10 protein-coding genes are annotated in these 13,500 nt (G+C 59.2%); 6 read left to right on the forward strand and 4 right to left on the reverse strand.

What is annotated here, in order from left to right; translation table 11 throughout:
• Window positions 1-139: 139 nt before the first annotated feature.
• From ureA to ureC, 5 genes are all read left to right on the forward strand, one after another.
• On the forward strand, window positions 140-442 hold the full coding sequence (gene ureA, locus KGB23_RS29485; RefSeq protein WP_033055605.1) for an urease subunit gamma: 303 nt from the start codon (window positions 140-142) through the stop codon (window positions 440-442).
• A gap of 9 nt (window positions 443-451) precedes the next feature.
• Window positions 452-985 (forward strand): GNAT family N-acetyltransferase, encoded by a 534-nt coding sequence (locus KGB23_RS29490; protein ID WP_223433621.1) that lies wholly within the window; start codon window positions 452-454, stop codon window positions 983-985.
• 6 nt (window positions 986-991) lie between these two features.
• The gene (locus tag KGB23_RS29495) at window positions 992-1,525 is read left to right on the forward strand and encodes a GNAT family N-acetyltransferase (protein WP_008146492.1); all 534 of its coding nucleotides are present in this window, start codon (window positions 992-994) and stop codon (window positions 1,523-1,525) included.
• A complete protein-coding gene (locus tag KGB23_RS29500; RefSeq protein ID WP_223433622.1) occupies window positions 1,525-1,833 on the forward strand; it encodes an urease subunit beta in 309 nt (102 codons plus the stop codon). The genes KGB23_RS29495 and KGB23_RS29500 overlap by 1 nt, the downstream gene beginning before the upstream one ends.
• A 161-nt stretch (window positions 1,834-1,994) precedes the next feature.
• A complete protein-coding gene (ureC, locus tag KGB23_RS29505) occupies window positions 1,995-3,695 on the forward strand; it encodes an urease subunit alpha (RefSeq protein WP_223433623.1) in 1,701 nt (566 codons plus the stop codon).
• A 63-nt stretch (window positions 3,696-3,758) separates the two neighbouring features.
• On the opposite strand, the gene KGB23_RS29510 is transcribed toward ureC, so the two are convergent.
• From KGB23_RS29510 to KGB23_RS29520, 3 genes are all read right to left on the reverse strand, one after another.
• The gene (locus tag KGB23_RS29510; protein WP_223433624.1) at window positions 3,759-8,864 is read right to left on the reverse strand and encodes an NEL-type E3 ubiquitin ligase domain-containing protein; all 5,106 of its coding nucleotides are present in this window, start codon (window positions 8,862-8,864) and stop codon (window positions 3,759-3,761) included.
• A gap of 400 nt (window positions 8,865-9,264) precedes the next feature.
• The gene (locus tag KGB23_RS29515) at window positions 9,265-9,570 is read right to left on the reverse strand and encodes a chaperone modulator CbpM (RefSeq protein WP_046044790.1); all 306 of its coding nucleotides are present in this window, start codon (window positions 9,568-9,570) and stop codon (window positions 9,265-9,267) included.
• Between the two features lie 23 nt (window positions 9,571-9,593).
• A complete protein-coding gene (locus KGB23_RS29520; protein WP_223433625.1) occupies window positions 9,594-10,541 on the reverse strand; it encodes a DnaJ C-terminal domain-containing protein in 948 nt (315 codons plus the stop codon).
• Window positions 10,542-10,838: 297 nt separating this feature from the next.
• On the opposite strand from KGB23_RS29520, the gene KGB23_RS29525 reads away from it, so the two are divergent.
• On the forward strand, window positions 10,839-12,113 hold the full coding sequence (locus KGB23_RS29525; protein ID WP_223433626.1) for an Hsp70 family protein: 1,275 nt from the start codon (window positions 10,839-10,841) through the stop codon (window positions 12,111-12,113).
• Window positions 12,114-12,248: 135 nt separating this feature from the next.
• Here the strand turns inward: KGB23_RS29525 and KGB23_RS29530 are convergent, their stop codons facing one another.
• Entirely contained in the window at window positions 12,249-13,262 is a 1,014-nt protein-coding gene (locus tag KGB23_RS29530; protein WP_223433627.1) for an AI-2E family transporter, read from the reverse strand.
• Window positions 13,263-13,500: the final 238 nt, after the last annotated feature.

Here is a 13,500-nt window from a genome sequence, read left to right on the forward strand (position 1 = left end):
GGGCTTGCTCGCGAAAGCGGTGTGTCAGACACCGAAAATGTTGAATGCAAGTCCGCTTTCGCGAGCAAGCCCGCTCCTACAGGGTTTTGTGTTTACAAATCCGAATACTTTTTTTATCTGCCCAGATGGATTCCAAACGATGGACCTGACCCCACGCGAAAAAGACAAGCTGCTGATCTTCACCGCCGGCCTCGTGGCCGAGCGACGTTTGGCGCGCGGCGTGAAACTCAACTACCCGGAAGCCATGGCCTACATTTCCGCAGCGCTGCTCGAAGGCGCGCGCGACGGCCGGACCGTGGCCGAGCTGATGCACTTCGGCACCACCCTGCTCAGCCGCGAACAAGTGATGGAAGGCATCCCGGAAATGATTCCGGAGATCCAGGTCGAAGCGACCTTCCCCGACGGCACCAAACTGGTCACCGTTCACCAACCGATCGCCTGAGGCCGCGCCATGACTTACCACATCCGCGATGCAGCGCATGCCGACCTGCCGGCGATTCGCGACATCTACAACGACGCCGTGCTCAACACCACGGCCATCTGGAACGAGCAGGCCGTGGATTTGGGTAACCGCCAGGCCTGGTTCAGCGCCCGCCAATCCCAGGGCTACCCGATTCTGGTGATCGTCGACGGCGACAATACCGTGCTGGGCTACGCTTCATTTGGTGACTGGCGACCGTTCGACGGGTTCCGCCATACCGTCGAGCACTCGGTTTACGTACGCAGCGACCAGCGCGGCAATGGTCTCGGCCCGCAATTGATGACCAAGTTGATCGAGCGCGCCAAAGGCTGCGACAAACACGTGATGGTCGCCGCCATCGAAAGCGGTAACGCCGCTTCTGTTCGCCTGCATGAGCGAGCCGGCTTCGTGACGACCGGGCAGATGCCCCAGGTGGGCACCAAGTTCGGTCGCTGGCTGGACCTGACCTTTATGCAACTGACCCTTAATCCTGGCGCGGAGCCGCCGACCGCCAACAAGGAGTAATTGCCCATGAACGCCGCCCAACTGCGCCGCGTCAATGTTGAAAGCTTTGCGCACTATCGTCAGGGTTTGATTGATCTGTTGCTCGACGCCGTCGGCTATGGCGCCAGCGTCGGGTTCATGGCCGATCTGGACGCCACTCAAGCCCGAGCCTATTTCGATGATGTCCAGGAGAACCTGAACAAAGGCAACGTGCTGCTGTGGGTGGTGGTCAAGGACGAGCAGGTGCAGGCCAGTGTGCAACTGACCCTGTGCCAGAAAGCCAATGGCCTGAACCGCGCCGAAGTGCAAAAACTGCTGGTGCGTGAACATGCGCGTCGTCGGGGTCTGGGGCAGCAGTTGATGAGTGCGCTGGAAACGGCCGCCCTCCAGCACAAGCGCGGCATGCTCTACCTCGACACCGAGGCCGGCTCTCCCGCCGAAGACTTCTACAAAGCTCTGGGTTACACCCGCGCCGGCGAAATCCCCGACTATGCCTGCGACCCGAGCGGTCGCTACAAACCGACCGCCCTCTACTACAAGATTCTCCAAGGAGCCCATTGATGATTCCCGGTGAATACCAGATCCAGCCCGGTGACATCGAACTCAACGTTGGCCGCCGCACCCTCAGCCTGAAGGTGGCCAACAGCGGTGATCGGCCGATCCAGGTCGGCTCGCATTACCACTTCTTCGAAACCAACGATGCGCTGACATTCGACCGCGCCGCCAGCCGCGGCATGCGCCTGAACATCCCCGCCGGCACCGCCGTGCGCTTCGAGCCGGGACAGAGCCGCGAGGTCGAGTTGGTAGACCTGTCCGGGCATCGCCGGGTGTTCGGGTTTGCCGGCAGGATCATGGGCGATCTCGATTAAAGATCAAAAGATCGCAGCCTCGCTTCGCTCGACAGCTCCTACAGAGACCGGGCGCAACCGAGAATTTGCGTGAACACCTGTAGGAGCTGTCGAGCGCAGCGAGGCTGCGATAGCGAGCTACGCGAGCGGTCTCAAACACAATTGAATCCCAAGGCATGCGCATGAAAATCTCAAGACAAGCCTACGCCGACATGTTCGGCCCCACCGTCGGTGACAAGGTCCGCCTGGCCGACACCGAGCTATGGATCGAAGTCGAAAAAGATTTCACCACCTACGGCGAAGAAGTGAAATTCGGCGGCGGCAAGGTCATCCGCGATGGCCAGGGTCAAAGCCAATTGCTCGCGGCCGAGGTCGTCGACACCCTGATCACCAACGCGCTGATCATCGACCACTGGGGCATCGTCAAAGCCGACGTCGGCCTCAAGGACGGACGCATCGCCGCCATTGGCAAGGCCGGCAACCCGGACATCCAGCCGAACGTGACCATCGCAGTCGGCGCCAGCACCGAAGTCATCGCCGGTGAAGGCATGATCCTCACCGCGGGCGGCATCGACACGCACATCCATTTCATCTGCCCGCAGCAGATCGAAGAAGCACTAATGAGCGGCGTCACCACCATGATCGGCGGCGGCACCGGCCCGGCCACAGGCACCAACGCGACCACCTGCACCTCCGGGCCATGGCACCTGGCGCGCATGCTCCAGGCCGCCGATGCGTTCCCGATGAACATTGGCTTCACCGGCAAGGGCAACGCCAGCCTGCCGGAGCCGTTGATCGAACAGGTCAAGGCCGGTGCCATCGGGCTGAAGTTGCACGAAGACTGGGGCACCACCCCGGCGAGCATCGACAACTGCCTGAACGTCGCCGACCAGTACGACGTCCAAGTGGCGATCCACACCGACACGCTCAACGAATCGGGCTTCGTCGAAACCACCCTCGCCGCCTTCAAGGGCCGCACCATTCACACCTATCACACCGAAGGCGCGGGCGGCGGTCACGCGCCGGACATCATCAAGGCCTGCGGCTTTGCCAACGTGCTGCCGAGCTCGACCAACCCGACCCGGCCGTTTACCCGCAACACCATCGACGAACACCTCGACATGCTGATGGTCTGCCATCACCTGGACCCGAGCATTGCCGAAGACGTAGCGTTCGCCGAAAGCCGTATCCGTCGTGAAACCATCGCCGCCGAAGACATCCTTCACGACCTCGGCGCGTTCTCGATGATCAGCTCCGACAGCCAGGCCATGGGCCGGGTCGGAGAAGTGATCACGCGCACCTGGCAGACCGCCGACAAGATGAAAAAACAGCGCGGCCCGCTACCCGGTGATGGCGAAGGCAACGACAACTTCCGCGCCAAACGCTACATCGCCAAGTACACCATCAACCCCGCAATCACCCACGGCATCAGCCATGAAGTGGGCTCGGTCGAAGTGGGTAAATGGGCCGATCTGGTGCTCTGGCGCCCGGCGTTCTTCGGCGTCAAACCAACGCTGATCCTCAAGGGCGGCGCCATCGCCGCCAGCCTGATGGGCGATGCCAACGCGTCGATCCCAACGCCACAACCGGTGCATTACCGTCCGATGTTCGCCAGTTACGGCGGCTCATTGCACGCCACCAGCCTGACCTTCATCAGCCAGGCTGCTTCGGATGCCGGGTTGCCCGAAGCATTGGGTTTGAAAAAGAAAATCGCCGTGGTCAAAGGTTGCCGCGACGTGCAGAAAACCGACTTGATCCACAACGACTACCTGCCGAGCATCGATGTCGATCCGCAGACTTATCAGGTCAAGGCTGACGGGGTTTTGCTGTGGTGTGAACCTGCCGAGGTGTTGCCGATGGCGCAGCGCTATTTCCTGTTCTGACACCTCAAGCGCACAAAAGCCCCGAGTGCACAATGCGGCACTCGGGGCTGAGACGTTCAGGTATCAGTTGCCCGGGGCAACCGTAAAAGGTATTTCAACCCGATTCAGTTTCGCCCGGTCCATGGCTTCCTGGGTCAGCTGCAGCAGTAAGGCTTCACGCTCAGCCTTGATCGTTTCCAGCGCTTGGGCATAGGCCTCGTCGGTCATGATCTGGCCGGGGGCGAAGGTACTTTCCGGCTCACCAAGCTCAGCCGCCAGTACGCGGATTCGCTCTTTCAAACCGGCCTTTTCCTCCAGCGACAGCGTTGCGCTGTCGGCTCGCTCATCCAGGGCAACCTTGAACTCGGTGGTGGCAATGGTCTTGCGATCAATCGCCCTGAAGCGCGAGCGATTCAAGCGCTCGACGAAGGATTTCCAGAAAGGTTGCTCGGCAATCGAGTTACGCAGCATATCCCCCTCCTCCAGTCCCAGAACCCGTTGCCAGGCATCCTCGATCATTTCGCTGGTGACGCCTGCGATCTTGCGGAACTGCATGCCGCGTGCCTGCCATGGCAGGTCCAGTCGCTCTGCCAGATCCGTCATGAAGGCCAGGTGAACCTCCACCTCATCAATGGTGCCAGTGACATTGCGGGCGGCATCCTCACGTCGAAACCGCTCACCGGCCGCTTCGCGCGCCACGATGTGGCGCCTGGCAATTCTCTCGAGCTCGTCCAGTCGAGACTTGCCCTTTGCCAGGTTCACCAGCTCAGCCTCGATCAAACCGCTGTTACCGAGCGCCAACGTTTCGTGAACCAGCACCTCCACGCCCATGACGTTGAAAAGCTGTGTCGCACCGTCGACGCAGTTGGATCGTACGCTGGCCTCCCTGAAAAACTGCTCTCGCAATGGTGCGTTCTCAGCCATGGTGTCCAGCATTCGCCAGACCTTGGCTGTCAAATCGGCGCGATAGGCCTTGCTGGCGGTGAAGTCGGCAGACAGGGTGAGTGCGTTGATTTCTTCAAAAAAATCCGTCGAATTGAATTCATCCTCAACCTCGTTCCAGACGTACTGTTTCTCAATCCACTGAGGTCGCGTCAAGCCTTCCTCCCACTGGATACTGGTGAGCACACCTGTGGGCGGATAAGGACGTTCAGGGTCCATGCCCACCGACCGAACGTAGTCTTTGAGCGTTTCCAGATTTTCAGCCGATATCCACTCGGGTCCACGACTGAGCCACGTACGCCCCAGCATCTCGGCATGCCAGGTGCCCGGCGTAACCTGCGGAATGTGGGTCAACACGTTGCGGCGCAGGTCCAGGTTAAAGTGCCGGAACCGTGGCCGGTCAAACAGCCCGGGCGGCCAGGTAGTGGCGCCTGTATTAGTCAGCACCAAGGTATGCAAGTCAGGCATGCGACCGATGTTCGGCAACAACCCCAGAGGGTTTTCACCCAGCTTCAAGGTGGTCAGCAAGGTACTGTTCTTGAGCCTCTGGTGATCGACGATGTTCAGCATAATCCGGTTGTTCGTAAGGTCCAGCTCCCTCAGGTGTGGCATCTCGGCGAGGCTTGATGGCAACGCGGTCAATCTGTTTCGAGCCAGGTACAGCGCACGTACTTTGCGAAAGGACTGAAGAACAGGATGTTCGATGTTCGACAATCCTGTATTGCTTAACTCCAGACGCGTCACGTGATCGAAGTTGGCCGCAAGCTTGGGCAGGCTATCGATGTGCGGGCTCAGATCCAGGTTGCTCAGGTCCAGCACCTGCCCAATAGCGTTTCCGTACCCATCCAGATGCCTTGGGCCGCTGCGCTGCCAGCAACGCCTGATCTTTCCAGCGATGGCATTTCTGGTATCCCTTTCGACCACGCCTCTGGGGCTGAAAGGAAAATCCCGGAGGGGACGTTTCACCCATTGGTTTAGCGTTGAAACCAACTGGTTGAATTCGATCTCAAGCCCATGGATCTGTAAATCGACGGGTATGTGTTGCTGGCGCAGGGTCTCCATAAACATGTCGAGCTCTGCGTCCGTGAGCGACGGGTAAAGGCTGCGGATTCGAAGCCGGTCCGTCATGTCTCTGGAAACACGCCGATAGCCGTCCATCCCCCCGAGCAGCTTCAGGGTGTGTGGGTCGTAAGCCGGTTTACGAATCGGATGCTCAAGCAACGTCGACGCGAACCGATCATGGCTCAGGGGTGAACGTTGTATTTCAAACTTGAGTCGAGCACCTTCGTGAATGTCATACCCCAACGCGTTGCGCTGCGCATCCGGAAGGGCGTGCAAGACCGAAGCATAGAATTCATCGGTGCCGTGCAAATGCCGATCATCCGCGTCCCGCGTCTGGTAACGCCCGTCCTCCTCGAGAATCAGCACCTTGCGGATCGGCGCACTTTCCGGCCCCACACTGGCATGCAGTTTCCCGGCAACCCCCAGCTCGCGAATTTCGATCCGCACCTCATCGGACCACCCGGGCAGGCCGGCCAAGGAGCTCAGTTCGAGCCTGCGCGAGTCGGCATTGGCCAGCTCTTCAAGGTAGAGGCCCTCATAAGCCCGGTTCAATCGCACCCGGTCACGCACTGCCCGGGCCTCTTGACGCAAACGCAGCGAGAGACGCTGTTTTTCGCTCAGGTGTTGCAGATCGGCCGGCTCGGCATGCTCCAGCAGTTCCAGCGCAACGCTGGCCGGCAACTCCGGAACGTCACTGAGCACTCGCTGCACACGAGGGTCGCTGGAAACATCGCGGCTTTTGTAAAGTGCATCGAATACGGTTTTCTTGTGCTTCCCTGCCTGCACGACCAACTGCTTGCGTAGCGCATCAATACGCTCAGGTGTACCCACCACGACGTCATCGCCAAGCAGGGCGCGGATCTCGGTTTCATTCAGCGATTCAATGACTCGCTCGGGCAGCTTTCCGGCAGCCAATTCGGAACGACTGACCTTGATCTTCATCGGCTCGGATGCCGTTGCATTGCCGTGTTTGACGGAGGTCCCGGAACGATCCGACGCCTCGAAAACTTCCAGCGCCCTATTCTCGGGCCAGCGCGGCAGTTCAACCATGACCTCTGGCACAAAGCCGATCATCGCGTCGGGAATCTGGTTAGCCTCGATGTGCTGCGGAAATCGCTCTGCATCGGCATAGGTATTGAAGCGCAAGAAGGTATCGCGCAGCAGCGCGGGCGGGGTTTCATGCTCGACATGCAACCGGCGCAGCAGGCTTTCGTCTACCCCGCTCACGTGTTGAATCATGCCTAACGTCTGCGCAGAGTAGCCGTCGAGCGTGGTATGCATGCGCTGCATCAACCGTTTCGACTCCCACTCCAGCGGCCGCTCGGTCTCGACCTTCCAGGCACCGGCCTTGTTGTGCTCCACCACGGGTTTGTAGGCCGTGCGGCGCTGCGGATGTTCCAGTCGATGCTGCCCCGTCACCGGGTCCTGGCTCACCTGATAGTTTTTTTCCTCCAGCCGCAGCCACTGCTTGCCGCCCTGTTCAATCAGGCCGATGTCGTTGGGCACGGCATTGTCCGGCAGCGCTACCGGATGCGCGTAGGACCCAACGTCGGGTTTCCACAGGCGGGTCTTGCCACCGGGCAGTTCCACCGGTTGCAGGCTGTCGATCAGCGCGCTGGGCTTGACCGCTGCGACGGCCCCCCGAGGCAGCACATGCCCGGCGCCCATCAGCGCCAACTGGGCAAAGTTGATCAGCACCCCATTGATGTGCGCCCCGGCCTCCTCCCGGTCGCCCTTGCTCCAGTCCTCGATGCCCTCCAGCAGTTCTTCGGCGATCTGCGCCACCATCACCCCCAACAGCACTTCACCCACGCCGGGGATCAACATCCCGACAAAGTTGAACACGTTCCAGCCAATGTCCAGATAGCTGGTCAGGCGCTTCCAACGCGTGGTGGCATCCTCATCGCCGGTCGGCACCGCGATGACCCGCGCATCGGCGATGGCTTTATCGCGCTTGTCGACATACAGCCATTGCCACAAGTCCCCGGCAATCAGGTTGGTGATGGGTTCTGCGGTGGGATTTTCGACTGCGGTTTCCCGCCACCAGGGGCCCATGTCCAACGGCTCGCGTTGCTGCCAGACAACACGCGTCAGCCGCTCTTTGACTCGGGTGAAGAATTTTCCCTTGTCCTTTTGCGCCACGAAGCGGCTGAAAAACGCTTGATACTCCGTATCGCGCAGTTGGCTGAGCAGCTCCTTCATGAAGTCGGCGAGCGAGTCGTACTCTTTCAGCGGGTGCAGCGGATCGTCCGGCACGTAGGCAATCACCGGTCCGTCCAAACGGCTCTGCTGATAAACATCCTCGCGGCGCAGCATGTCCTCATGCACGCCGGCAGGGCCGTTGGCCAGGAACGACTGCAGCAGTTTGTACTTGTCGTAATAACTACCCGGCAGCATCGGCGTGCGTTGCGACCAGTCGCTCCAGAACTTCAGACCGTCGGATGTCAAGGCGTCGACCAACGGCTTGAGCCTGGACGGCTGGCTCACCGCACTGAACAACACGATGCCGTGCAACGCGAAGCCCATCAGCGAGAGCCGATGCCGATGCAGCGACTGATCATGAAAGGTGATGTCGCTTCCGCCATCACGCACCTGTTGAAGTTTGCCGTAGGCATACTCGCTGATATCTTTTTTCAAATAAGCCATCAACGCGTCCAGATTAAAGGACGCTTTCTGCGCGGCCAGCGCATGCTCTTCCAATAGCTGCCTGGCCTTTGGATCAGCCGGCAACAGAATGCTTTTTATATGGGTTTGATACTGCGCCCCCAAGTCCAGTCGTCGACACAACATGGCGATTTTTTGGGTGGTCATTGTTGCTTCAAGTTTCAACTCTCCTTTGAAGTTCTTCGAATACACACCGGAACCGCTCCTGAAATGATCTTCAGCGGTTTCCGGCTCTTCGAAGTTGTGCAAGGCCGCCTCCAGCAGCGTAGATGCGCGCAGATAGCTGGCGCCACGGTCGATCGCCAGGAGAATCTTGTCCGGCACATACAGCTTCACCGTCAGTTGGCTGACGTCGACATGGGTGTTGAAGTTCGACCTGACAAGCGTGGACAGCAAGGGTTTGGCGAACGCCTGAATGTCCTGTTGCAGATTTTTCAGCGGGCCATCGACCTTCGCTTGCAAGCGCCAGCGCTCCTCGACCAGTTCCTTGAGGTATTGCCGATTGAGGCTCGACGCATTCATGTACCAATCGGGAAAGGCTGTATTTAAATCATTTAAACCGTCCAGTGATAACAGTCGACTCACCGGCGCTTCTGTTATGCCGCGGGGCAGTGCCTGGACAATGCGTTCGTGGTGAGAGCCTTTATGTGCAACTGGACTAACTGGAACTTGTTCAATACCTTCCAACTCTTTTAATTCAGACATCATGTAACAACCAAAGTAACGATAGGAGTGATCAGCTTAAGCGGCACCCCCTGAAATAAAAGACTAAAAAACTGCTGGACCGGCGGCTATTCAATAGCGTGATCGTTCAACTATTAAAGGGTTAAACGATACATATATAACACCCTTGTTTCCAAAGAGGTTGATGGCACGCAAGATCTGAAATCAATGCTCCTACAGGGAAACGGCGTCGCCAGAGTTACTCGACCACCAACCGAGCCAACCGCTGCTTGAGCATGCGGTTCTCGGCCCGCAATTGCTGCACTTCTTCAAGCAGGTCCAGCGCCAGGGCGACGCCTTCCCATTCCAGCTCCAGATCGTGCCGCAGCTTGGCGGCACGCTTGGCCAGTGCCAGCTCATAATCGTTGAAACGCCAATCCTTGGGCTGGTTGCCCTGAGGTTCGAGGATGCCGTGTTCGACGATTTCGATCACGTAGACGTCCGACAGGTCGGTCGCCTCACAGAATTCTGCCATGTCCAGTTGAACGATCAGGGGGTTGCTCATGATGGGCTACTCCGTCTCTTGGATCAGAAGTGTTCTCTGGGGTTGAAAGCCGCTTTTTTCGCCAGCTCCTGCCACAACGCCTTGACCTCGTCGTCCGAGGTTTTAGGCATGACGGCCTTGAGTTGTACAAACAGATAACCGCGATGACCGTCCTTGTTCAGCAAACCGTGGCCCTTGGCGCGCATGCGCTGGCCATTCTGGCTGCCGGCCGGAACCTTGAGGTTGATCTTGCCTGTCAGTGTAGGCACTGCCACCTCAGTACCCAATGCCAACTCCCATGGAGCCAGCGGCAAGGTAATGATCAGGTTTTCGCCTTCGACGTCGAACTTTGGGTGCGGCGCAAAGCGAATGATCAAGAACAAGTCGCCATTGGCCCCGCCACCAGTGCCCGGCGCACCCTGGCCCTTGAGGCGGATGCGCTCGCCGTCGGCCACGCCGGCCGGGATCTTCACGTTCAGGCTTTTGCTGGTGTTGCTGACATGCTGGCCGGCAGCGTTGTACTGCGGCACCTGGAAGGTGACCTTCTTCGATTCGTTCGAGAGGGTTTCTTCCAGAAAAATCCCGAGTTCCATTTCCACGTCTTGCCCTCGACGTCCGGCGCTACGGCCCGACTGTCCACCACCAAAACCAGGACCACGGTTGCCGAAAATCGAACTGAAGAAGTCCGAGAAATCGCCCGAATCCTGACCACCACCGAAACCACCTGCGCCACGACCCTGCCAACCCGGCGGGCCCTGGAATGGTTGGCCGTGCTGGCCGTATTTGCGCAAGTCGTCGTATTCGGCGCGCTTGTCGGCGCTTTTCAGCGCTTCATAGGCTTCCGAGGCATCTTTGAATTTGGACTCGGCGTCCTTTTCCTTGCTGACGTCCGGGTGATACTTACGCGCCAGTTTGCGATAGGCGGCCTTGATCGTCTTATCGTCCGCGGTCGGTTCCACACCGAGAATCTTGTAATAGTCTTTGAAGTCCATCTAAGGATCACCATCCGTTATCGATATCGCGCCACCACCGGCAGCATGCGCTTATTGGCAGCCGCGAGGTTGACCGATCTCAAGGTTGTGACCGGGCAGCGCATCAGAAGTTTATCGGCAGCGGTGGGCAGTTCTTGCGACCGCCGAATGGCTGCCAGGGTCGATGCAGACAAGTTTGGGGCATCGGGCCAGCTTATCAAGGCGCTATTCGTGGTGATTTAGCAGATAGTCGGCCTTCGAATCTGCGCCGCACTGACATACACTGCGCGGCCGTTTTTTAACCGGAACTCGAAAGACATGAAAAACGCATCTCCAGCCCGTGCCTGTGGTATCGACTTCGGCACGTCCAACTCCACCGTCGGCTGGCTGCGCCCCGGCATGGAAACGCTGATCGCGCTGGAGGACGACAAGATCACCCTGCCTTCGGTGGTCTTCTTCAACATGGAAGAACGCCGCCCGGTGTACGGCCGCCTCGCGCTGCACGAGTACCTGGAAGGCTATGAAGGCCGGTTGATGCGCTCGCTCAAGAGCCTGCTCGGCTCCAAGCTGATCAAGCATGACACCAGCGTCCTCGGCACAGCGATGCCGTTCAAGGACTTGCTCGGGTTGTTCATCGGCCAGCTGAAGAAGCGCGCCGAAACCGCCGCCGGTCGGGAGTTCGATGAAGTGGTACTGGGTCGTCCGGTGTTCTTCGTCGACGACGATGAATTGGCCGACCAGGAAGCCGAAAACACTCTGGTGGACGTGGCCCGCGCCATCGGTTTCAAGGACGTTTCGTTCCAGTACGAACCGATTGCGGCGGCCTTCGACTATGAGTCGACCATCGAAAAAGAAGAGCTGGTACTGATCGTCGACATCGGCGGTGGTACGTCCGATTTCTCGCTGGTGCGCCTTTCCCCTGAACGCCGTATGCACGACAACCGTCACGATGACATCCTCGCCACCGGCGGCGTGCACATCGGCGGGACTGATTTCGACAAGCAACTGAGCCTGCAAGGCCTGATGCCGCTGTTCGGCTACGGCAGCCGGATGAAGAGCGGCGCTTACATGCCGACCAGCCACCACATGAACCTGGCGACCTGGCACACCATCAACTCGGTGTACTCGCAGAAGTCGACCCTGGCGCTGGGCAGCATGCGTTACGACATCGAAGACACTGGCGGTATCGATCGCCTGTTCAAGCTGATCGACCAGCGCGCCGGCCACTGGCTGGCGATGGAAGTAGAAGAAACCAAGATCCAGCTGACCCACGCCGACAGCCGCCATGTGCCGCTGGACCGCATCGAACCGGGTTTGAGCGTGGAGTTGAGCCGGGCACTGTTCGAATCGGCCATCGACAACTTGCTGGAGCGCGTGCGCAACAGCGTGACCCAGTTGCTGAACGACGCCAATGTGCGAGTCGATCAGGTCGATACGGTGTTCTTCACCGGCGGTTCGAGTGGGATTCCGGCATTGCGTAATAGCGTCTCGGCGATGTTGCCGAACGCGCGGCATGTGGAAGGGAACATCTTCGGCAGCATCGGCAGTGGCTTGGCGATTGAAGCGATGAAGCGCTACGGCAACATGGACTGAGCTGAAAGACCGCGGCGCCTGCTTCGCGAGCAAGCCCGCTCCCACACTCGACCGAGTTCCTCCAGATGGAATGCGGTCGAGTGTGGGAGCGGGCTTGCTCGCGAAGGCGTCAGAACATGCAACACATATCGGGGATCAAACCATCCCCACCTGCTTCAACTCACTCTTCAGGTACGCATAATAAATCGGCCCCGCCACCACCCCCGGCAGGCCGAACGCGGCCTCGAACACCAGCATTGCCAGCAGCAACTCCCACGACTTGGCACTGATCTGCCCGCCAACGATGCGCGCGTTGAGAAAATATTCGAGCTTGTGGATAACAATCAGGTAACCCAGCGCCGCCACGGCCACCCAGATCGACAGCGACAGACCAACGATGGTGATCAGGGTGTTCGACATCAGGTTGCCGATTACCGGCAGCAGGCCGAGCAGGAAGGTCAGCACGATCAGGGTTTTGGTCAGTGGCAGCTTGATCCCGAACATCGGCAGGACCACCGCCAGGAAAATCCCGGTGAAGAAGGTGTTGAGCAGGGAAATCTTGATCTGGGCGAACACGATGTTGCGAAACGCCTGGACCAGCAGGTGCAAGCGGTCGAACAGCGCGGCGGCCAAGGGCTTGCGCTTGGTCACGTCCGGCACGCGCTGCAAGGCAATGATCGCCCCCAGCACCATGCCGATCAGCAGCGTCACAAACATGTGCGCCGCGTCCTTGCCCACCAGCTGCAAGTCGCTGAGGTGCTTGCTCACCCACTCGCCAATCGCCACACGGAACTCGGCAGCGCTGGCGGGCAGATAGGCGTCGATGAACGGCGGCAGTTGCCCGCGCGCCCGATCAACCACAACCATGAATTTGTCGAGAGAAGCGCCGGGGTTTTCCGCTTCATGCAGCAGAAAGCTGAAGGCACCGGCAAAAATCAGCGTCAACACACTGACCACCAGCGTCCCCAACAACGCCACCGCCAGCCAGCGCGCACGCCGACCTTCGATCAGGCGCTGCAATTGCGGGGTGAGCATGTTGACCAGTTCGAACACCAGCAGCCCGGCCAGCAGACTCGGCAGTAATCGCAGCGGGATCACCAGTAACAAACCACCGAAGATGATGACCCAACTGATTGACAACAAGACTTGGCGTTGAGAAAACGTTGGCATACAGCCTCAAAACGAACGGCGTAAAAGGATTGGCAGTCTGCCAGCGTTCTGGCGCCGAAGCGAGCGGATGACCTTCAAGCGGCGTCGCTCCGAAAAGATCGCAGCCTGCGGTGTAGTGGTTCAGTTTTTTTGAACCGCTCTGTAGGAGCATTAAGCCGCTTGCTGCTCAAACAGCGCAGGCGGCAGGTGGTTCGAAGCGGAATGGCAACGGCGATGGTTGTAATGTGAGATGAAGCCC

It is taken from the genome of Pseudomonas sp. GL-B-26 (assembly GCF_019947405.1).
Lineage (GTDB): Bacteria > Pseudomonadota > Gammaproteobacteria > Pseudomonadales > Pseudomonadaceae > Aquipseudomonas.

What these genes read in the sequence shown, in the direction of transcription:
- ureA (WP_033055605.1), top strand. Translation starts at nt 140, where the DNA reads ATGGACCTGACCCCACGCGAAAAAGACAAGCTGCTGATCTTCACCGCC.
- KGB23_RS29490 (WP_223433621.1), top strand. Translation starts at nt 452, where the DNA reads ATGACTTACCACATCCGCGATGCAGCGCATGCCGACCTGCCGGCGATT.
- KGB23_RS29495 (WP_008146492.1), top strand. Translation starts at nt 992, where the DNA reads ATGAACGCCGCCCAACTGCGCCGCGTCAATGTTGAAAGCTTTGCGCAC.
- KGB23_RS29500 (WP_223433622.1), top strand. Translation starts at nt 1,525, where the DNA reads ATGATTCCCGGTGAATACCAGATCCAGCCCGGTGACATCGAACTCAAC.
- ureC (WP_223433623.1), top strand. Translation starts at nt 1,995, where the DNA reads ATGAAAATCTCAAGACAAGCCTACGCCGACATGTTCGGCCCCACCGTC.
- KGB23_RS29510 (WP_223433624.1), bottom strand. Translation starts at nt 8,864, where the DNA reads ATGAATGCGTCGAGCCTCAATCGGCAATACCTCAAGGAACTGGTCGAG.
- KGB23_RS29515 (WP_046044790.1), bottom strand. Translation starts at nt 9,570, where the DNA reads ATGAGCAACCCCCTGATCGTTCAACTGGACATGGCAGAATTCTGTGAG.
- KGB23_RS29520 (WP_223433625.1), bottom strand. Translation starts at nt 10,541, where the DNA reads ATGGACTTCAAAGACTATTACAAGATTCTCGGTGTGGAACCGACCGCG.
- KGB23_RS29525 (WP_223433626.1), top strand. Translation starts at nt 10,839, where the DNA reads ATGAAAAACGCATCTCCAGCCCGTGCCTGTGGTATCGACTTCGGCACG.
- KGB23_RS29530 (WP_223433627.1), bottom strand. Translation starts at nt 13,262, where the DNA reads ATGCCAACGTTTTCTCAACGCCAAGTCTTGTTGTCAATCAGTTGGGTC.